General features: G+C 47.7%; 23 protein-coding genes. 13 read left to right on the top strand and 10 right to left on the bottom strand.

Annotated features, from left to right (window positions below; translation table 11 throughout):
* The first annotated feature begins 29 nt into the window (after window positions 1–29).
* The gene (locus IPL85_05680; GenBank protein QQS19726.1) at window positions 30–1,706 is read left to right on the top strand and encodes a cation:proton antiporter; all 1,677 of its coding nucleotides are present in this window, start codon (window positions 30–32) and stop codon (window positions 1,704–1,706) included.
* On the opposite strand, the gene IPL85_05685 is transcribed toward IPL85_05680, so the two are convergent.
* Window positions 1,703–2,266: a hypothetical protein gene (locus IPL85_05685; protein QQS19727.1), complete on the bottom strand. Its 564-nt coding sequence runs from the start codon at window positions 2,264–2,266 to the stop codon at window positions 1,703–1,705. The two genes, IPL85_05680 and IPL85_05685, sit on opposite strands and share 4 nt — an antisense overlap.
* A gap of 178 nt (window positions 2,267–2,444) precedes the next feature.
* Between IPL85_05685 and IPL85_05690 the strand changes: the two genes are divergently transcribed.
* The gene (locus IPL85_05690) at window positions 2,445–3,131 is read left to right on the top strand and encodes a queuosine precursor transporter (protein ID QQS19728.1); all 687 of its coding nucleotides are present in this window, start codon (window positions 2,445–2,447) and stop codon (window positions 3,129–3,131) included.
* Window positions 3,132–3,250: 119 nt separating this feature from the next.
* Here the strand turns inward: IPL85_05690 and tgt are convergent, their stop codons facing one another.
* The 3 genes from tgt to IPL85_05705 are packed head-to-tail and all read right to left on the bottom strand — an operon-like array spanning window position 3,251 to window position 6,486.
* Window positions 3,251–4,471, bottom strand: coding sequence for a tRNA guanosine(34) transglycosylase Tgt (gene tgt / locus IPL85_05695; protein ID QQS19729.1), 1,221 nt, complete (start codon window positions 4,469–4,471; stop codon window positions 3,251–3,253).
* Window positions 4,468–5,526, bottom strand: coding sequence for a DUF475 domain-containing protein (locus IPL85_05700; GenBank protein ID QQS19730.1), 1,059 nt, complete (start codon window positions 5,524–5,526; stop codon window positions 4,468–4,470). The genes tgt and IPL85_05700 overlap by 4 nt, the downstream gene beginning before the upstream one ends.
* Before the next feature lie 33 nt (window positions 5,527–5,559).
* Window positions 5,560–6,486: a magnesium transporter CorA family protein gene (locus IPL85_05705; protein ID QQS19731.1), complete on the bottom strand. Its 927-nt coding sequence runs from the start codon at window positions 6,484–6,486 to the stop codon at window positions 5,560–5,562.
* A 131-nt stretch (window positions 6,487–6,617) separates the two neighbouring features.
* Between IPL85_05705 and IPL85_05710 the strand changes: the two genes are divergently transcribed.
* The gene (locus IPL85_05710) at window positions 6,618–7,499 is read left to right on the top strand and encodes a DUF922 domain-containing protein (protein ID QQS19732.1); all 882 of its coding nucleotides are present in this window, start codon (window positions 6,618–6,620) and stop codon (window positions 7,497–7,499) included.
* The gene (locus tag IPL85_05715) at window positions 7,500–8,078 is read left to right on the top strand and encodes a hypothetical protein (GenBank protein QQS19733.1); all 579 of its coding nucleotides are present in this window, start codon (window positions 7,500–7,502) and stop codon (window positions 8,076–8,078) included.
* Between the two features lie 181 nt (window positions 8,079–8,259).
* Here the strand turns inward: IPL85_05715 and typA are convergent, their stop codons facing one another.
* Both typA and IPL85_05725 read right to left on the bottom strand, forming a co-directional pair.
* Complete coding sequence (gene typA / locus IPL85_05720; protein QQS19734.1) at window positions 8,260–10,089, bottom strand: translational GTPase TypA; 1,830 nt, start codon at window positions 10,087–10,089, stop codon at window positions 8,260–8,262.
* Between the two features lie 42 nt (window positions 10,090–10,131).
* Window positions 10,132–10,974 (bottom strand): hypothetical protein, encoded by an 843-nt coding sequence (locus IPL85_05725; protein ID QQS19735.1) that lies wholly within the window; start codon window positions 10,972–10,974, stop codon window positions 10,132–10,134.
* Window positions 10,975–11,055: 81 nt separating this feature from the next.
* Here IPL85_05725 and IPL85_05730 point away from each other — a divergent pair, with 81 nt between their 5' ends.
* The 5 genes from IPL85_05730 to IPL85_05750 all read left to right on the top strand — a co-directional run bounded on the left by IPL85_05730 (window position 11,056) and on the right by IPL85_05750 (window position 16,150).
* The gene (locus IPL85_05730; GenBank protein QQS19736.1) at window positions 11,056–12,060 is read left to right on the top strand and encodes a DUF21 domain-containing protein; all 1,005 of its coding nucleotides are present in this window, start codon (window positions 11,056–11,058) and stop codon (window positions 12,058–12,060) included.
* A 250-nt stretch (window positions 12,061–12,310) separates the two neighbouring features.
* Window positions 12,311–13,033 (top strand): LysM peptidoglycan-binding domain-containing protein, encoded by a 723-nt coding sequence (locus IPL85_05735; protein QQS19737.1) that lies wholly within the window; start codon window positions 12,311–12,313, stop codon window positions 13,031–13,033.
* Window positions 13,034–13,270: 237 nt separating this feature from the next.
* On the top strand, window positions 13,271–13,990 hold the full coding sequence (locus tag IPL85_05740; protein QQS19738.1) for a hypothetical protein: 720 nt from the start codon (window positions 13,271–13,273) through the stop codon (window positions 13,988–13,990).
* Window position 13,991: 1 nt separating this feature from the next.
* Entirely contained in the window at window positions 13,992–14,828 is an 837-nt protein-coding gene (locus IPL85_05745; GenBank protein QQS19739.1) for a hypothetical protein, read from the top strand.
* Between the two features lie 128 nt (window positions 14,829–14,956).
* Window positions 14,957–16,150 carry a replication-associated recombination protein A gene (locus IPL85_05750; GenBank protein ID QQS19740.1) on the top strand — a complete coding sequence of 398 codons (1,194 nt, stop codon included), beginning with the start codon at window positions 14,957–14,959 and terminating at the stop codon, window positions 16,148–16,150.
* A gap of 69 nt (window positions 16,151–16,219) precedes the next feature.
* Here IPL85_05750 and IPL85_05755 read toward each other — a convergent pair whose 3' ends face one another.
* Both IPL85_05755 and maf read right to left on the bottom strand, forming a co-directional pair.
* Entirely contained in the window at window positions 16,220–16,792 is a 573-nt protein-coding gene (locus IPL85_05755) for a hypothetical protein (protein QQS19741.1), read from the bottom strand.
* Between the two features lie 18 nt (window positions 16,793–16,810).
* Window positions 16,811–17,386, bottom strand: a complete 576-nt coding sequence (maf, locus tag IPL85_05760; GenBank protein ID QQS19742.1) for a septum formation protein Maf — start codon at window positions 17,384–17,386, stop codon at window positions 16,811–16,813.
* 23 nt (window positions 17,387–17,409) lie between these two features.
* Here maf and IPL85_05765 point away from each other — a divergent pair, with 23 nt between their 5' ends.
* From IPL85_05765 to IPL85_05780, 4 genes are all read left to right on the top strand, one after another.
* The gene (locus IPL85_05765) at window positions 17,410–18,306 is read left to right on the top strand and encodes an ABC transporter ATP-binding protein (protein QQS19743.1); all 897 of its coding nucleotides are present in this window, start codon (window positions 17,410–17,412) and stop codon (window positions 18,304–18,306) included.
* Window positions 18,303–19,109, top strand: coding sequence for an ABC transporter permease subunit (locus tag IPL85_05770; protein QQS19744.1), 807 nt, complete (start codon window positions 18,303–18,305; stop codon window positions 19,107–19,109). The genes IPL85_05765 and IPL85_05770 overlap by 4 nt, the downstream gene beginning before the upstream one ends.
* A gap of 196 nt (window positions 19,110–19,305) precedes the next feature.
* Window positions 19,306–19,557 carry a DUF2164 family protein gene (locus tag IPL85_05775; protein ID QQS19745.1) on the top strand — a complete coding sequence of 84 codons (252 nt, stop codon included), beginning with the start codon at window positions 19,306–19,308 and terminating at the stop codon, window positions 19,555–19,557.
* Between the two features lie 212 nt (window positions 19,558–19,769).
* Entirely contained in the window at window positions 19,770–19,985 is a 216-nt protein-coding gene (locus IPL85_05780; GenBank protein ID QQS19746.1) for a hypothetical protein, read from the top strand.
* Window positions 19,986–20,013: 28 nt separating this feature from the next.
* On the opposite strand, the gene IPL85_05785 is transcribed toward IPL85_05780, so the two are convergent.
* A complete protein-coding gene (locus tag IPL85_05785) occupies window positions 20,014–20,388 on the bottom strand; it encodes a hypothetical protein (GenBank protein QQS19747.1) in 375 nt (124 codons plus the stop codon).
* Window positions 20,389–20,572: 184 nt separating this feature from the next.
* Window positions 20,573–20,779, bottom strand: coding sequence for a hypothetical protein (locus tag IPL85_05790; GenBank protein ID QQS19748.1), 207 nt, complete (start codon window positions 20,777–20,779; stop codon window positions 20,573–20,575).
* Between the last annotated feature and the right edge of the window lie 6 nt (window positions 20,780–20,785).

The raw sequence follows: 20,785 nt of genomic DNA on the forward strand, positions 1-20,785 counted from the left end.
ACATAAGCGCCATGTCACAATATACATTAATGGAATCAACCATATTTTTACAACTGGCTGCCGTGCTCGCTGTTGCTGCCGGAATTTCCATCATTATGCGCCTACTGCGTCAGCCGCTTATTATTGGCTACATTCTTTCCGGTATCATTTGTGGTCCCTCGCTGTTTGACCTTATACATAACCACGAAGCATTTGAGTCGTTTAGCCAGATTGGCATTGCATTACTGCTTTTTATCGTAGGACTTGGGCTAAATGTTGCCGTCATACGCAGTACCGGTAAGCCAGTCTTCCTGGTTTTTTTCTTAAACGTGTTTTTTGTTGGCACGGCGGGTTACGGTGTCGGTCATTTCCTTGGCATGGAACCACTTGAGTCGGCTCTTGTTGGTCTTGCACTCGTGTTTAGCAGCACCATCGTTGTTGTCAAGTCGCTCATAGACAAACGAGAACAGCACCGACTGTACGGTCAGATTGCCATAGGTGTATTGCTTGTAGAAGATATTGCTGCGACCGTCATGCTGGTGTTTATCGCGGCGGCAAACACTGGAGGAGGTGCTGAAGCGCTGTACGGACTTTTAGGGAAAGGCTTGCTGCTCGGCGGAGTGCTCACTTTTACTGGTTGGTTTATTCTGTCCCGGCTGGTCAAATTTTTTGCGAGCAACCAAGAGTTTTTGTTTACCTTTGCCCTCGCGTGGGCATTTAGCGTTGCGGCAGTGTTTGAAATGAGCGGTTTTTCTATGGAAGTTGGGGCGCTTTTTGCGGGCGTTTCCCTTGCCTCGCTTCCCTACGCTCAAGAAATTAGCACACGGCTTAAGCCACTTCGGGATTTCTTTTTGCTCCTCTTTTTTATAAGTCTAGGAGGAACATTAACGCTTGGAAACCTATCTGATGCTATTTTGCCAGCTCTGCTTTTTTCGGTTATCGCCATTGTTGTCAAACCATTTAGTGTTTCGACAAGTCTTGGGTTACTTGGCTACACAAAGCAGACAGGTTTCAAAGTAGGCTCACACCTTTCACAGACCAGTGAGTTTTCGATTATCATGCTGACGCTGGCGGCCGCAGATGGCTTTGCTAGCGAACGAGCAGTGGGCATTTTGACGATCACAACATTCATTACAATTGGCATTTCAACCTATCTTATGCAGTATGATGATGAGCTATACCGTATATTTGCACGCTTTTTGAGTGTGTTTGAGAAACGAAATGTCTTGCACGAAAAAGACAAAACGCCAGACTACAAATTGTTTTTGTTTGGGTATCACAAAGGCGGTCACGAATTTGTCAACACCTTCAGGGACATGCGAAAGCGGTACGTTGTCGTGGACTATGACCCAGAGGTAATCGAAACACTTGAGCGGCAACATATTAACCACGTTTACGGCGACGCAACAGATTACGAGTTACTGGGCGAGCTCGGCGTCGGTAAAGGTGAGATGGTCGCCAGCATACTGCCGGGTCACACAACCAACCGTGAACTTTTAAAGTTCTATCTGAAACACAACCCAGATGGCATATTTATTTGCCACGCAACGAACTACGACAATGCAGCCGACCTATACGAGCACGGCGCATCCTACGTCATGCTACCTCACTTTATTGGCAGCGAAAAAATGAGCGCCTTCATCCGCAAAAACGGCAGCGAAAAAGCCGCCTTCGACACCTACCGCAAAAAACACATCATCACACTCGGCCAAGCGGCCATCACCTAGGAAAGATTACTTATACCTTCTGGAGCCAGTATAAGGGTCCGTGCATTTGCAAGCGTAGTCGCCATTTTATCACGTACTTCTGTAAATTCTCTGCCTCTAAGGTCTCGCAGACTATTAGGCTCCAAAAAAAGTAAATCGATCGCTTGGTTTGCGCTGCTTACTGTTTCTGCTGTTACAGTCCCTCCAAGAGCATGACCATATGCTATATAGAATGGTCTTGCAACACCGTCAAAGCGATCATATTGTTCCTTGTAAAATCGTCTTTTTGACTCATCGTCTCCAGCAAACGCGGCTGCTGTTGCTGCTAAATGTTCTAGTGATGATTTTCGTGCAGGTAACCATTCAGGTAGAGCACATCTCAGATCTATTTGACAAAAAGTAGTCATCACAGGTTTTAATAAGACCGATACATCAATCCCTTCAGAGCGAGCCCACCCAGCCTTCGGTTTACTACCGAAGCCTGCAGCCACAGCTAATAACCCCACTAATCCTTCGCAGCGCAGAGCCGCACTTGAGACTACGTCTATATGTTTTACTACCTCATATAATTCTTTTGCCACAGATAAACTCCTATTTACCTAATTTACAATGTTTTGTGTGTAGGTTCAAGACTTTCTCAGAATCCAATATCCGACTATACTTACTTTCAAGTACGAAAGCTCGCGGGGCTGATGTAACGGTCGGGCGAGGGAGTGGCACTCAGTATGGAACAACAACCCTTTTTGAGGAGTGCTTTTTATGCAAAAAATGCGCAATTACAGATACTATGATTTGTTTGTGGCGGCAAGCGTGGCGACGTTGATTATTTCTAATTTGGGAGCAATGAAGCTGGTTGCCATTGGCCCAATAATCACCGATGGCGGCGCCATTCTTTTTCCGCTTGCTTACATTTTGGGCGACGTTATGACTGAGGTGTACGGCTACAAGCACACACGTCGAGCCATCTGGGTAAGCTTCACTTGGCTATTACTCATGATAGCTGTTCTTGGCATTGTGCAGCACATGCCTGCTGTAGACGGCGCGCCAAATGTGGCGGAGTTTAACGCGGTGTTTGGATTTGTCCCACGGATAGTGGCGGCTAGCCTCCTTGCATACCTAGTAGGTGAGTTTGTAAATTCGTTCATACTGGCCAAAATGAAAATTCGTGCCAAAGGCAAACACCTGTGGCAACGACTTGTTGCCTCAACAATTCTGGGCGAGGCGATAGATACTACCATTTTCTGCATGGTGGCATTTTACGGTCTCATCACTGGTGCGCAAATGGTGAATTACATACTTGTAGGTATAGCTTTCAAAATCACCGTAGAAACACTCATGCTTCCTGTAACCTACCGCGTGATAGGTTGGCTAAAAACCCGCGAACAGACCGATCATTACGACAAGCAAACTAACTTTAACCCCCTTAGCGTTCAGCTCGACGACTAGCTCCTTAACCCGAAACAGGCTAAGCGGGCGAAACTCACCGTTCCCAAAGGCTTCGCTCTCGCTTGCCTAACGCCTGCGGCGCAACCAGTCACGCACTGATAGATGGTGCGAAAAACAGGTTATTTTCGACCGTGGTAATACTGGGCGAGCCAGCTGTCGCGAAAAGCGTAGAAGCTGCCGTCTTCTATACTTGCCCGCATGTTGTCAACTAGGCCAACAATGAAATGCTCGTTGTGTATGGACATGAGGGTATTGGCCAAAAGTTCTTTTGCGCGGAACAAGTGTTGCACATACGCTCTGGTGAAATTTTGGCATGTGTAACAGAGGCAGTCTGCAAGCAGTGGCGTAAAGTCCTGTTTATACATGGCACCTCGAATGTTTTTCCGTCCCTCAAATGTGTAAAACGCACCGTTACGTCCGACGCGGGTCGGCGAAACACAATCAAAAGTGTCGACACCGTGCTCAACGGCAGCAAACATATCATCAGGTTCACTTATACCAAGCATGTGTTTTGGTCGGTCTTCTGGCAAGATTTCGTTACACCATTGCACAATTTCACCTAGCTTCTGCTTTTCGATAGCACCGCCAATACCGTAGCCGTCAAATTCTCGCTCGGCCATCCACGTGGCAGTTTCTCGGCGTAAATCTTCGTAATTTGCTCCCTGAAGTACGCCGAACACAGCCTGATACGGTCGTACGGGGTGGTTTTTGCGCAAGCGCTGCATTTCACGTAAGCTCCGTTGCGCCCACGGTTGGGTACGTTCACGCATTGATTCTTCTTGGTAAGCACGTGTGTCCATAAGTGACGTGAGCTCATCAAACGCAAAACAAATATCTGCACCAATTCCGTGCTGAATTTGAACAGAATGTTCCGGCGTAAAACGGTGCATCGAACCATCGAGGTACGATTTGAAATTTACGCCGTCAGTGTCTACCCAAGCCTGACGTTCCTTGCGTGGCGCAATCACATCATCGGCCGAGATACCCTCAACATCCATGCTAAGCGTTTTTTTAAAGCCACTACCCAAACTTAAAACCTGAAACCCACCGCTATCGGTAAATGTTGGACCTTCCCAGTGCGTGAACTTTGCTAGCCCCCCTGCTTTTTCGATAAGGTCTGGTCCCGGCTGAAGATATAAGTGGTAGGCGTTTGCAAGCATTGCCTGAGCACCCGTGCCCCGCACTTGCTCAGGCGTCATAGCTTTTACGCTCGCTTTTGTACCAACAACCACAAACGCTGGCGTTTTTATGTCGCCATGCGGCGTATGAATCACACCTGTCCGAGCCAGCGCACCCTTAAGCCGCGAATGAACGACATACGAAAACGGCTTTTGGCTCATTGCTTGACTTCGCCGGTCTCCAACTTTTTGCGAACGCGAACAGAGGCGGCTATAGATGCGCCAATAATACCTATGCCGGCCAGACCAGGAATGAGTTCCGGGATGTGGTAGAGTGCGCTAAAGAGCATAATTATTGCCAGCACAAGTACGGTGTAATGCGCGCCGTGTTCCAGATAGATAAAGTTCTTTAGTGTCCCTCGCCGTACCATAAAAACAGTCATAGAACGCACCCAGATAGCCCCAATACCTAGCCCCGCCGCAATCAGCACGACATTACTGGTGATGGCAAATGCACCGATAACACCGTCAAAGCTAAAGCTTGCGTCGAGAATTTCCAGGTACACAAAACTCATAAAAGCTGCCAGCCCCACTTGTTTGACGGCAGATTTTTTTGCATCAACGCCCTGATATTTTTCAATTATTTTTATCGCACCATGTATAAGTAAGTACGTTAGCGTACCGAAACCACCCGCCAAAAAAGTTGTCCTGGCGTGTGAGTTTATGGGCAACATGGCAACGCCAAAGAGCAATATCGTAGTCACAACCGACGGCCACGCCCAGTGAGATAAGCGCTTTAGATGCCCCTCGATATGCTTAATCCACATGGTGTTTCGCTCATCGCTGAAGAAAAAGTGGAAAGCAAGCATGAGCAAAAATGCTCCACCAAATGCAGAAATGGTCGGATGTGCTTCATCCAAATGCTGCGCATACTCCTTGGGATTGTTCAGCGCTAGATCAAGGACTGTTTTCCAGCCAAGGTCGGCTGTAATGGACACAATCAGTATAGGGAACACTACCCTCATACCAAAAATGGCTATGAAAATACCGACTGTCAAAAACAGCATTTGCCAAAATGGACTCATGCGTTCGAGAATTTTGGCATTGATAATGGCATTGTCGAAGCTAAATGTCAGCTCAACCACCATAAGAATGATGGTGACAAACAGCGCGCCCCAACCGAGACCCCAGGTTATTCCTATTAATGTTGCAACCGTTGCGAAAACTGAAAAACCAAATATGCGAAATGCTGAATGTTCATGTAGTAAATGTTTCATATAGCACTAGTATACAGGGTTAGTGCCCAAGAGCTAAAGCCATTTATTGCGGCGAAAAATAATTACAGCCAGTGTCGAAAGTCCTAGCACTATCCCAATCACAATTAAAAATGCGTGTGAATTGCTTGCAAATGGCACTGCCACATTCATACCCCACAGTCCACCCACAATAGTCGGTATGGTCAGGAATATCGCAATAGACGTCAGGCGTTTAAAAGTAGCGTTTAGGTTTGTTGTCGCAATAGCATCGTAGGCTTGCCGCATATTCATAAGCGTACGGAGCCGTCCTTGCACCTGCCCTATCAGCTCGCCCGTGCTGCGTTCTATGTCCTCAATCATGTCGCGGTCATCTTCGTAGAGTCGAAGGTATTTGCCCCCCAGCAATGCGCTGAACAGGAGCGCTTGGGGCTGCAGAGCCGACAGGAACTCGTTAAGGTCTTCCTCGAGCTCTATAATGCGGACAAACTCTTTTGCGCTCAGCCGAGACTGACGCATATCTGCCCGCGTTTGTAGCACCCGCCGTGCAACTTTTGTTAAATGTTTTTCGTAGGACGTATTTATTTCTGCAAGCATCCAAAGCACTGTTTTGGCTTTTTGGGTGGTTACAAACTCAAGCTGATCACGCACTAGCCGGTCGAGAATGGATGTTTCTATGCGCGAAACGGTGAAAATATAGTCGCTTGTGTAAACGATAAGCAGCGGCTCGGTCGCAATCTCAATACCTTCGGGGTGACAATAACGTGTATATATGTACACCGCGCCTTGGTCGGTCTCGACACGTGGTGCTTCGTATATATCAATAGCGTCCTCAAGATTGTCTTTGTTAAGGCCGTACGTTTCAGAAAGCATGTTCAGCTCATCGTCTGACGGCGCAGTAACAGCCACCCATGACCCAGCACGAGACTGCTCAAGTATTTGAAGCGCTCGCTCTCGAGCACGGCTGTAATAAATAGTAATCATATCGGTTTTATCTTACAGCCGCAGTGTACCACAAACGGAATGGTTGTACCATAGCATTATATTGACTATTGCACCTTTTTATTGTTACAATACACTCTATTGACTGCTCTGTGCAGCCAGAGGAGATGGGAATGATTTTAAGTTTTCGGCGTCGCTTAGCGACTGTCGCCGGGTTTATGCGCCTTTTTAACAGACACTCTCAGTTGTTTATACTGTGCCTGCTGATTTTTTGCATACACACAGATATTCTGCGAATTAGCAGCCACTCACCAGTGCTGCAGTTGGCTGCTATTGCAAAGGCACAAGTTGTGCCTCTCCCTTCCACTGTATCATCAACCGACAGTGGGTCGACCGCTGCAACCGCCGAACCTACTGCAGCCGCTCAAACAAGCCCAGCTCTTTCGCAAACAACTATCGTTCTTTCGCAAAAAACTATTGCAACGTCTCAGGTATGCACCGGGTATGCCTACGCATTGCCGGCTGCAGTGGCGCTTGGTTCGGCCGCGCCTGGCCTATCCCAGCAGATAGATGCACCAACCTACTACACAGTGTACGGTTCAAGTGTCAGCTCGTTGCGGAAGGCTGTTACAAACTGCCCCCTGCGCAAAGCTGCCGGGGCGTATCACGCAGCTACGGCGTACCAACTCAACTGGGCATATACACCGACTGTGACGAACGGTTTTTGTAGCATAACTGATGTCAAGGTCGGCCTCCACGTCAACCAGCTTATGCCAGCTTTTTCACCTGGGAATGCCATTTCACCAGAGGTAGCTTCCGCCTGGGATAGTTACGCTCATGCACTCAAAACACATGAAGACGGTCACGCGGCAATTGACACCAACTACGCCACCCGCCTCACTGTTGCGCTCCAAAATCTCGGCTCGATTGACTGTAACGCCATGACTTCGCAGGTGCAAACAGTTATCGACAGCTACGTCGCTATGCTTGACACGGCCAATGAACTTTACGACGCCCAAACCAACCACGGCGCCACCCAGGGCGCAATACTGTAAATGAAAATCCTTGACTTACGGCGATCAATGCATATGACGGCAAACGGTGAAAATCCATGGCCAATGTATAAAATTGCTGAGATTGGGGGGGCGGGCGGAACAATGTGTGTTGACCCCACTCGAAAACAATTACTCCTCGACAACATTTTTCCACTGTTTGAAGTAATTACTGGCAATCTCGCGGCATCTGCCCAAGTAGGATCGGGCAGCTGGGGAATCGTCTCAACTCTCACCATAGCCGAAACGAAACTGGCATGTAAGCGCTCGCGTAATCCAGGAGAGGTTGACAGGCACATAGGCTTTGCGGCGACAAAAGCTCTCGTTTCACTATCGCAAGGTATCGAGGCGCTGCGAAAAGGAGGTGCAAATACCATTCAACACGAAGACCAATCTTTTGAATTCAACCCAGCTACACCATTGCTCATTTTTAAGCCCAATAAATCTTCCTCTCAGGGCGACAGGATCCGGACAGTTATGATAAGTGAATTTATAGAAGGCTCTGGTGCTACTGAGTTAGAAGCGCCCCCCCTAAGGCAACCCAGACTTTGGTCGGAAAGGCTCTTCGTGAAAGCGGAGTAGCAGTAGAAAAAGTTGAGGCAGACATTTATTACCGTGCCCCAGCAATAAATCGAATGGGGCTAAGGCCTGGTAACCTTATTGTGACAGGCTCAGATAAATCCCAGGTTAAACTCGTGCCTATTGATCCCTATGCTAAGGCAGTTCTGAATTTTGGCATTGTGCGTCCTTAAAGCATAAACGGTCATTTCAGGCGTTTGCGCTTGTTGGGGTCGAGTTCTTTTTTGCGTAGGCGGAGGTTTTGAGGAGTGACTTCAAGCAGCTCGTCATTTTCTATAAAGTCGAGGCACTGCTCTAGGCTAAATACCGTTGGAGGCGTCAGTTGGACTACACCATCGGACGATGTCGAGCGCATGTTGGTTAGGTGCTTTGCTTTACAGACATTCATTTCCATATCTTCGCGGCGGGTGTTGAGGCCAATAATTTGGCCAGCATACACCTTCATAGCTGGTCCCACAAAAAGCGTGCCACGCGCTTCGGCTGTTTCGAGGCTATAGGGCATAGTTGTACCAGTTTCGTAGGCGATCAGTACGCCGTTGCGGAGTTGCTCCAGTGACTGGCCAATTGGGGCATAACCAGTCACGAGGGTGTTCATAACAATAGTGCCTTTTGTGTTGGTCAGTAGTATGTTTCGCATACCCAAAAGTGCGCGTGTAGGCATTGTGTAGACAAGCTTGGTAACACCCTTACTGGGACTCATGAATTGCTCTTTGAGCATCGCACGACGTTGACCAAGCTCCATTTGCACCGTACCAACCTGCTCGGCTGGTACTTCGATGATGACTTCTTCAATAGGTTCAACTTCTTTACCGTCCTCGACGTGAGTAACAACCTGTGGGCGGCCGACTTCAAATTCGTAGCCTTCTCGGCGCATAGTTTCTATCAGTACGCCCAAATGTAACTCGCCGCGTCCCGCTACCGTAAAGCCAATCCCGTCATCGCTTACCTGTAGGCCAACATTTGATTCCAGTTCTTTTGCCAATCGCTCGCTAATTTGCCTAGAGGTATTAAACTCGCCCTCGAGACCCTTAAACGGACTAGTGTTTGGGCCAAGGTAAATTCGCAGCGTTGGTGCCTCAACTTCAATGGTTGGCAGCGCTTCTGGCTGCTCAGCATCGGCCAAAGTTTCGCCAATTTGCGCTTCACTTATGCCAGTAAGCTGGACAATGTCGCCGGCGACGCCTTCTGGCACCTCATATTTTGTGACCCCGCGGCTCATGAAAACCAAGTCGACCTTGGACTTCTTGATAGAACCATCTTTCTGGCACAAGGCTACCTGATCGCCTGCTTTTACCCGACCACGTGTAATCCGGCCAATGGAGTATTTGCCCTTAAAATTATCCCACGCTAGCGCTGTTACCAGCATTTGAAATGGTTTGTCGAGTTCAACTGCCGGTGGCGGAATATTTTTAATAATGGCGTCAAACAAAGATGAAAGGTCAGCTTTTTCACTTGAATCGATTGGCGGTGTTGCCCACGCCTTACCCTCTCGCCCAATAGCGTAGTATACCGGGTAATGCAGCTGGTCTTCGTGTACGGCAAGCTCGAGAAACAAGTCGGCCAGTTCGTCTTCTACTTCAGCGATGCGAGAACCTGCCTTGTCTATTTTGTTGAGCACTACTATTGGTTTCAGCTCGGCCTCGAGTGCCTTTTCCAGTACAAATTTCGTTTGTGGCATTGGCCCTTCTTGGGCATCAACAATTAGCAGGCAGCCGTCAGCCATGTTTAGCGTCCGTTCTACTTCTCCAGAGAAATCCGCGTGTCCAGGCGTATCGACAATATTTATACGGTAATCGTCATGCTGGACTGCAGTTATTTTCGCTGTGATGGTAATGCCACGCTCCCGCTCTTGGTCACCACTGTCCATAATGAGTTCCTGGCTCATTTCTGCTTGGTTATCACGAAAAGTGTGGCTTTGTTTCATAAGCCCGTCTACCAACGTCGTTTTGCCGTGGTCAACGTGCGCAATAATTGCAATGTTTCGAATTTTACTCGGGTCTTGTGTTGTAGCCATAAAATAAAGCGCCGTCTTTAGCGCCCTTACGTTGTAATTATATCACAAAACATAACGAGGTAAAAAGCCGTTCACTTGCAGCCGTCGTCTTTCTTCATCAATTGTCATCTGAATCCAATCGCTGTTTTCGGTATTTTCGGTTTTTTCGCTGTTTATTCCGCTGAGAAACCCAAATAATCCTGATGACCACCGCCGGGGACGGCGTCTCCGAGAGTCATCCTGCTCATCTACAGGATACAACCTGCCTGTATTGACTATTGTACGCCGATCATTACTTCCAAATTTATTTTGCTCACGAAAAAGCAATACGTTGATCTGACGCTGTCTGAGGTTAAGCTCGGTACCCTCGGTGCGTGTCAGGCCTACGGTTCCAAGCCGAACGTTGATAGCCGTTATCCGTCCAGTTAACTGGTTCTCATCAAGCTGAACCGCAGGAATTTCTTCTGGTACCGACAATATACCTTCTTTTGGGGACAGCCAAACATTTGACACTAAGCGGGGGGCGTCTTGCGGGCTAATTGCGCGGTTGACGTTCGGTTCGACAACTGGGGCGTCTTGTGGGCGTGGTGTATACCGGACGGTTACACCAATAACTGCTGGCATTACCTTTTCAAAAATTACCGCAAGTGCTGCCTGTGCTGCTCGAATCTCTCCACTAGAGCTTACTACACTGCTGGTAGCATCACTATAACCTGAGACAAACGGAATAACCGAATTAGGGTCGGGTTGGGATACAAAACTCATAAGGTCATCAAATACCGCTCGCGCAGTCAGACGCTCAATAGCATCGCAGTGTTGGTATGCTTGCATCAAACCATAGAACGGCGGCCAAATATCTGTAGGAAATCCGTAAATACTTTGGGCACTGATACCAGTTTCAGACATGCCCATAGAATAGACTATTTTAGTTAACAAGCCTAAAGCGGTTTGCAACAGGGGTGGTCGTACGCTATACTGTTTCACGTTGTGGACATACTAATACTCGTTATTGAAGTAATGATTCTCGTTGGGATTGCCGCGATTTGCTCAGGGCTCAATGTGGCGTTTATGTCGCTAAACCTTGCCGACCTCAAGCGAAAAGCCAAGCTGGGGAGCATGTACGCCAAGTGGCTAATTCCTTTGCGAAAAAACGCGCACCTCACTCTGGCCGCCATTTTACTCACCAACGTTGCCGCCGCCTCTCTGACACCGCTCGTACTCGATTCAAAACTGAGTGGCATCTGGGCTGTCGTCATCAGCACCCTCGCGCTCACCATCTTTGCTGAAATTATGCCGCAGGCACTGTTTGCTCAAAATGCCATCCTCTGGTGCGGCAGGTTGACCTGGCTGCTACGGCTCATGATTATCATCACCTATCCACTCGCAAAACCGCTTCAGCTGCTCCTAGACAACATGTTCAAACATGCCACTCACGATTTACACACGCGACACGAGCTTGGGCTGCTGGTCGCCGAGCATCTTGGGGCAAAAGAAAGCGAACTTGACGAAGATGAGGTAGAAATCATCAAAGGCGCCCTCCAGCTTAGTGAAAAGAAAGTTGGCAGCATTATGACCCCGATTGCAAAGGTATATTCTCTGAAACCGTTCAGTGTTATTAATGACCGCCTGATAGACGAAATCAAAGAAAATGGGCATAGCCGGATACCCGTTTTTAATACCGGTAAAACCATTTGCTTTGGCGTTATCCTAGTCAAAGAATTAGTAGATATCGACTTCGACGAGCACCCGCCACGCGTCGACGAGCTGGTACTACACCCAACCCAAACGGTTGGTTCAGGTACCGCACTTGATACAATGTTCCGCAAATTTATTTCTGCACAGACGCACCTAATTCCTGTTGAAAAAGATGACAGGATAGTCGGAATAGTCACTATAGAAGACTTGCTTGAAGAAATACTAGGACATGAGATAGAAGACGAATCAGACCGCGCGCAAGCACTCGCGCGCCGACTTAAACGTACAAAAAAATAAACCTCTGAAATCATGTACTCGATGTGTTTAAAACAACGTTTTGTTGTAAATAAAGTAACGTCACAATGGCCTCTGGAAACAACGAGCCGCAGCTTATATTTTGCTTGACTTGCGAAATGCTTATGTACTAGCCTATTCGCTACGTGCGGCAAAACTTTTTGGTGGAGTTTTGAGGCACTAGCAGCTTGCCCTGGCTTTTCAATATCAATTCGCCGGGATGTACTCAAGCTTGCGCTAAGGAGGGAATGTTATGCGTAAAACCGTTATATCAGCGGTCGCCCTTGCGACCGTAATCTGTGGTGTAGCCATGCCACGCGTCTCAGCTCAAACGCTGGGATATGTACCAAAAGAAAAATTCATTGAAAAGGTGCAGCTTGCTTCACTGGAAGTCGAAAAGCCAAACGAAGTAAAAACTACAGAGGAAAAACAGCCAACTGAAGTGAAGCCGGCTGAACCAGCAGCTCCTGCGCCGGTGATAGCAGCAGTCCAGCCGGGCGATAGTTTGAGCAAAATTGCCGAAGCAAACGGCACAACCTGGGTGCGACTGTTCAACGCAAACACGGGCATCGTTAATCCCGATGTAATTAACCCGGGTGATCAAATCAGAATCCCTGGAGCCGACGAAGTCCTGGCCGAACGCCCCTTGCCGCAACCCGTCGTGGTCGCCCCAAAACCCACGCAGGCCTACCGCGGCACAACGACGACCTATCGTCAAACCGCACCTGCCGGCAGCTATCCGGTGAGTGCAAACGCCGCAAAAGCGTACATTTACTCACGCGAAAGTGGCAATAACCCAAATGCCACAAACCCTACCGGCTGCTATGGGCTTGGGCAAGATTGCAACGGTGTACTCCGCGCGCAGTGTGGCGCTGACTACGCCTGCCAAGATGCATATTTTGAAGGGTATGCGGCACGCCGATACGGCGGCTGGGAAGGTGCCTACAGTTTTTGGCAAGCCAACCATTGGTGGTAGAGCGAGCCTACGACTGCTAGAGATAACCTACTAGAGTCAAGCAAAGACAGCTGTACACACCAGCTGTCTTTGCGCTGCAACCGCGAGCTCTCACGCATTTCGCACCAGTCAGTCTGCATGCCGCCAGAGCTGTCAAAGCTGCTTACACCGACCCAGGATTCTATCCGCGGCTTGTTCTGGTTGTAATTGTTGTAGAGTATACTTGCTTGTATATATTAAGTATAAGCAGGACATGCTATGGATAAAGAAAAAAATGAACCAGCAACTTTAACAGAACAACCAGCACCGTTTCAGACGGAAAGCTCAAATGAGGGCGTAATCACCCCAACCGAAACAACATCTAACGCATCGGCTACCAGCAGCGACCCGATGACATCATCGTCAGGCAACGCCACAATTCTCAGTATCCAAGAGCTTCCAGAGAAAAGAGGCTGGCTGAAGTCATATGCCTACCTCCCCGAATACTTTGTCATGCTCGTGGTTTTAACGGCGTTGCTTTTTGCGCTGACAAACCTACTAAACATTGGCATCGATAGCCTTATCTCGGCTGAAAAATCAACGGGAGATGACTTTAACTTGTACGATTTCAGTAACTTTGAACTAGTTTCCTCTCTGTCATCCGTGATTGTTGGCTTACCGTTTTTTATCATGCTTTACCTTAGAACAAAATCATATGAGACAGAGTCACCGGCAGTCGTGACACATCGCTGGCGCAAAGGCTTTTTGGGTGTCTTTATTGTTGTACAGATTATGACTATAATCGGTAACTTGTCAGGACTTGTGTATCAAATAGTATCGCGAATGGTAGACGGAAATGACAACCTGTCACTTTTGACTAGCGCAACACAAGGGGATCCGGTGTGGCAGCTTGTGATTGCTTCAGTGCTCAACACTGCCCTGATTGGGTTTGCCGTTTTCGTGATTGGTAAAGAGTATCGTAAGCAGGGGGCTAAATAATATGCCTCTCTCATCTCAGCAAAAACTGCTTGTCATTGTGCTCAGTGTTGTCAGTATTGTCGCAATTGGTCTGCAAATTCCTACCATTAGCCAGCAAAAAGCTAAAGCGTCAGACCAGCAAAAAAGCCAGGACATCGCTACTCTCCATTCAAGCATTGACACTTATAATTCTTCCCGCAACAGCCTGCCAAAAACCCTAAGCGATTTGAAGAACATTGATGACACAAAAGACCGACTTGATGATTACAAATATAGCCCTAGCCAGGAGTCATACAAACTTTGTGCTACATTTAAGACAGACACGACGAAAGATACCGAGTCTTCGTACACAGCATACAGTAGTAGCTACAATAGCGATGTTGAGGCCGACCCGTATAAGCACGGCAAAGGCAATAAATGCTTTACGTACGAAGTCTCTTCGTACGGTGGAAGGTATTTTGATACCTTCGACTCATCATCGTATCCGTCAGATTCAACGAACAGCTCATCTTCCAGTAGCATTCAAGACAATGCAAACGATGCTCAGCGCAAGTCAGACATAAACGCTGTCCGGTCGTATATTGAGGCCAGCTACGCCCAGAACGGCTATTACCCGACTTTGGCAGAAATCAACAATACCACTTGGCGAACTACCAACATGAAAGGTCTCGATACAACCAACCTCATAGACCCTGAAGGCGTCGACAATCGGATTAGCAATACGCCGGGCACAAATCGCTATTCATATCAGCCCAAAACTGCCAGCGGCAAAACATGCGAAATCGCCAGTGAATGCACAACTTTTACGGTCACCGCCACCCTATCAAACGGCGACCTGTACACCAAATCTTCACTGTAACCGCCCTTGCCCACACGTAATAAGGGTCTTTTTGCGCTTTTATCCCATCTCTGACTTCTATTTAGGGTAGTCTTGCTTCACTCGATTGAAACCGTGACTCGTGACCTGTAGGCCGGTATACTGTAGCTATGGATACAAGGCCGTTGGCGGAGAGGATGAGACCTAGTAAGCTCGATGATGTTATTGGGCAAGTCCATTTGGTTGGTGCTCAGAAAATCATCCGACAGATTATAGAGAACAAAGAACCGACCAGTCTCATCCTGTGGGGTCCGCCTGGCACGGGCAAAACGACCCTAGCGCGAATTATTGCAACCGAAACGGGTGCTGAATTTGTCGAGATTAGTGCCGTGACAAGTGGCAAGGCCGATGTTGTCAAGGTAATCGACCGCGCTGGTCAGAACCAGCGACTTGGTCTGCAAACGATTTTATTTGTTGACGAAATACACCGCTTTAACAAAGCTCAGCAGGACGCTTTTCTGCCACATGTTGAGTCCGGCGTTATTACTCTCATTGGCGCAACCACCGAAAACCCAAGCTTTGAAATCATAAACCCCCTGCTTTCCCGCGCCCGGGTACTCGTGCTCGAGCCACTTAGTCGAAGTGAAATAATTGCAATTTTACAGAGAAGCGCGAAATTGATGAAGTTAAATGCCAAAGTTTTGCCCAAGAAATCTGTCGAACTTTTAGCAGATTTGAGTGGCGGTGATGCCCGCGTGGCCCTTGGCAATCTTGAGCTTGCGCAGCGCCTGGCACTTGGTAAAACAATTACATCAGAACTGGTTGAGACGGCAGCGCAAACTAAGCTGCCAGGCTACGACAAAAAAGGCGAAACACACTACAACGTTATTTCAGCTTTCATAAAAAGTATGCGGGGAAGCGACCCCACCGCCACGCTCTATTATTTAGCACGAATGATTCAGGCCGGTGAAGACCCAAAGTTTATTGCCCGACGCATGGTGATTTTTGCCAGCGAAGATATAGGCCTGGCTGCACCAGCCGCTCTCAATCTCGCCGTGTCGTGTTTTTTGGCGGTGGAACGAATTGGCTTACCAGAAGCAGAAATAAACCTCAGTCACGTAGCAGTCGTACTTGCCAAATCGCCAAAGTCGCGCGAAACCTACGACGCGTGGAGCAAAGCCAAAATAGCCGCCAGCGAGCACCCTGACTTACCCATCCCGCTCGGCCTGCGCAATGCGCCAACAAAACTTATGAAAGACCTCGGCTACGGCAAGGGTGCCAAATGGGAGGCCGGCTTCAAACACCCCAGCGGCTTTTTACCCCCCGAGCTCAGGGATATCAATTTGTTTTCTGGCTCAAAATAACCTCGGCACGTTTTCTCACGTCAACAAACGATGGTTTGGGGTTCTGCGCAGCACAAGTCAAGTCCTAGCTCAGTTCGTAGGGATACTAACCGATTCGACGGCTAGTATCATGAGGACGCCAAAGCTAAAGGTTGTCATTGTTTCAGCCATAAACAAGACGTGTATAAGCCCAAAATAGGTCAAGCCAGAAAGTATGAATCCCGTGATAAACAGGCCAAGCAACCATCTGGCAGTAGTAGTTTTTGTTAGCCGAAGCGCAAACCATAACGCCAGCGGTACTTCCGCTACAAAAAGTAAAACGGCGCTGTACACATGTACAAGATCAAAAAAACGATTAACTTTGTACGTGTAAGTAGAGAATGCGACAAGCAAAGTCAGGCCACCCACTAGAAGGAGTGTTGTACGGAGTCCTGCACGATGAGCGGTGGCTACCGGCAAACTCAGCGCCGCCGCACAAACTAGTAGCCCACAGCCTATAAAGCCGATTGTAAACGGCCAGATTGTTTCGCGGTGCACCCCGTAGTTACTTATGCCACCCTGGTCGCGACTAAATAAAAATTGCGGCAAAATGATAGTGCAAACCACAATTGCAGCCGCCAGTACAAACTGGCTAAGGAATAGGAGCTTGCCCGTTTTTGTCATATAAATAATTGTAACAGCTTACCCTTCCAGGCTACCAAAATTCTTTTGTAGTATTTCGGCTAGCATTTTTACTGGGAGACCAAGTATGGTGTCCTCAGAACCTTCGATGTGGTCAAGCATAGTACTGATGTGCTGGATGCCGTAGGCACCGGCTTTGTCAACATAGTCACCCATGGCAAGATAGGCCTCCACGAGCGTTTGATTGTACGGCTTTAAGTAGACCCAGGCGTTGTCATAGGTCACTTTTTCGTAGTTTTCGGCCCTACAAATGACTGCCAGCGAGGACGTGACTTTATTTGGCGCCGAGGTAATCAACCGCCACATTCGGCGAGCGTCTTCGATGTCTGTTGGCTTACCAAGCTGAACATCACCAACGGTCACAATAGTGTCACAGCCAATCACGATTGCTTCTGGGTATATTGCTGCTACGGAGCGGGCTTTGCCGAGGCCAAGCTCCATGGCAATTTCTTCGACCGATCTAGATTCATCCAAGTATTCGTCAAACTCGCTGGGGATTATGACAAAGTTTAACCCCATTTTCTCCATTAATTCTTTACGCCGCGGTGAACCACTGGCCAAAATAATTTGTCTCATAAAACGTAGTATACTAGAAGCTAATGACTGTCAGTATCGACATACAAAATTTAACCAAACTTTATCCGGGCACAACAACTCCTGCGCTCGATGCGCTAAGACTTCAGGTAAAGCCGGGTGAAGTGTACGGGTTTTTGGGTGCAAATGGCGCGGGCAAGTCTACGGCCATACGACTACTCATGAATTTTATCCAGCCGACCAAAGGCGGCGCGAAGATAATGGGGCTAGATGTTGTCAGCGGTAGCGTGAGGGTCAAAAAACATGTTGGCTACCTAGCTGGAGATGTTGCTCTTTGGCCTCGTGTCACAGGAAATGAAATGTTTGCGTATCTGATGAAACTGCAATCCCAGGTGAAAATGGACTATCTTAACGATCTTATTCGCCGGTTTGAGGCCGAGCCAGAAAAGCGTATCGACCAGCTCAGTAAGGGCAACCGACAAAAGATAGGGGTAATACAAGCGCTCATGCATGAGCCTGATGTTCTCATACTAGACGAACCAACCAGCGGGCTTGATCCGCTCATGCAAGAAGTATTTTACGAGTGTGTACGTGAAGCCGCGACACGAGGCGCAGCTGTGTTTGTGAGCAGCCACAACTTAGCCGAAGTGCAACGGATGTGCGACCGCGTTGGTATTATTAAACATGGTAAACTAATACGCGAGCAAAGCATTAAGGATGACAATAATCTAGCGGTAACGACATTCCGAGTAGTTTTGGCGCACCCAAAAGACGCCGAGAAACTAAAGTCAAATCGAGCTATTAAACTAATATCTACCGAAGGGCACATTGCCATTGTGCAGCCCAAGAAAACAATTGCCGAAGCGCTACGGGTGCTTGCAACCTGCAACATTACGGGCATGACAACGCAACAGATTGATTTAGAAGACGAATTTCTCGGGTATTATGGAGACGGCGCATGAAAGACGTGATTGTTTGGGAGCTGAGGCAGCGGCGTAAAGCAATTTTTTGGTGGACATTCGCATCGGTAATCATGACAGCAGTTATACTTGCCCTCTTCCCCTCCATCCGTGACCAAGCTGCCGAAATGAACAAGGTCATAAACACTCTGCCGCCCGAACTGCGCGGGCTTAAAACTGGCGGTGCCAACAATATAGACGTGGGCGATCCACTGCAATTTTTAAACTCTCAACTTTTCTATGCGACACTCCCCCTCATCTGGATGATTCTAGCCATCACTCGCGGAGCCGGGCTGCTTGGACGCGAAGAACAGACCCACACCCTTGAGCTGCTACTTGCCCGTCCAATCAGTCGAGCGCGGTTACTGATCGCCAAAATTATTGCTTTCTGCCTCGAATTTACCACTGTAACCATGCTGACCTTCACTACGATACTACTCCTCTGCCCTATTTTTGAGCTAAATGTGGGCGCTAGTCGTCTGTTTTCGGCAACAGCATATACCACCCTTTTTTGTTTTTCGTTTGGCTTAATTGCCCTCACTTTGCACGCAGCCAGCCGACTTACCAAGCGCGCTGCCACCGCCTTTGCGGTAACTCTCGCGTTTGGCGGCTATCTTCTGGCAAGCCTGAGCAGCCTAACAGATTGGCTTGAGGTACCTGTAAAGTTTATGCCCTACCACTATTTCACACCGCTTGATGCGCTTTCTGGCAAAACGCCGCGTGGTCTCGTAGTGTATTTGGTTTGCGTGTTTCTGATAAGCGGTTTTCTAGCAATCGTTGGATTCCGAAAACGAGATATTGAATAATCGTTCCGAACTGGGCGTAAACAACGGTTTTAAAAAGGGCGAGCTCATCCACGAGCAAGTCAGAAGGTAATTCACTTTGAGCAGATGGCCCGTAGCTCGATAGACGAGCAAACGTGGCCAATGGATGCTTCTGGTGAGTCTGATACCGCGAGAGTTCTTTCGCCGGGTAACAGCCCCGTGCGTGTATAATCTATATATGCTTCGGAAATGGGATACTGAAAATGAAGAGCTTCAACGCAAGCTGCTGAATGAGGTTATCACTAGAATTCAAGAACTTGATGACGTATCAACATTTGGCGTCATTGCTGCTCAGGAAATTGTCGATATTGTTACTGAAAATCTAGGACCGGAAATATACAACAAGGGTATTGCTGATGCCAAGAAACTAATTGTTAATAAGATGGCTGACATGGATGTTGACCTCTCTACTCTCGAACAAAAGGCATAAGAGATACATGGCTATATCGCAATTTTTCCATACTCCTCAAAAGTAAGCAGCCAGATAGCAGTCTAAACTTTAATATCAGAATTCAGTCCATATCAAAACTGCCCACTATCAGAAACGAACTTGAGTGAAGCTTCGGCAATATATACGGCCCCTGCTTGCAACTGTGATATCAACATCTCGTATTCACCGATACGGTGATATATACTAACAACATGAAAAGAACCTCTCCAAGAACCATCGATATAGTAATATTTGCAGTAGGAATGGTTTTTTTAAATATTTTTCTAATCTACGTCATGGATCATTTTCCAAGGAGCTTAAACCCATCCATCTCAGAGTTTATTATTGGGACAGTAGGCATGGGTCTCTTTGTCGGAGCAATGAATTTTTTATGGGCATTGTTTAGCTTAAAACTTAAACTTAAATAACTTTTTCCTAGCTAAAAATGCTGGTATGTTATAGATTAGAAATCCCGCTAAATCGACCGAACCGTGCAATGAGATAACGTACTGGGGTCAGTGAGCCTCTAAGTCTAAGCTTACCGTCTTGGGCAAGACGAAAAACAGCCTGACTAAATGATTGGGCTTCACTAATGTTTTTTTTTCTTTGCCTGACGCTCATGATTACTGCCGCTAAAAATGCGCCGACGGCGATTGCGGCGGCAGGCAGAGTGACTATAACTGTAGTCCAAACTGCAGTACCTAACTTATCCCAGCCTGCAGCTCCATCATCGTAGTTTTCGAACATTGGAGACTCAATATATATTTGACTAAGGATAGCAATAGTCAAAGAAATCACACTGGTCAAATAGAGTTTGCGTTTTAATGTCATGCGGTTATTGTATCAGGTCGTGAGCATCAACATATTTCGAAATCACACGCATTTTGTACTTTAAAACTCATGTGCTTTTTCTCATCGAAGAACGTAAGGAGCCGCACTAAGGTACGGTGAGTGAGTCATTGCTAAGGGTTGAACCTTAAGGATAAAATACTTTGGTTTGTTAGAGCTGTCTAGGCTAGCCGTTTACAATTGGCAAACCCCACCCGATAAAACCCGGCTGGAGTGTAGCTACAGTCAGTACTTCTACGTAGGTTGTAGCGTTGCGAACGGCAGTAATCGGTTTGTCGAGTACTTCTATATAAGACGTAGCGTTGCGTACAACCGAAGCACCGAGTGAGTCCAGCACTTCTACGTAAGTTATTGCATCTCGGGCAGCTGCCATATGAAA

The sequence above is a fragment of the Candidatus Saccharibacteria bacterium genome (assembly GCA_016699955.1).
GTDB lineage: Bacteria > Patescibacteriota > Saccharimonadia > Saccharimonadales > UBA4665 > JAGXIT01.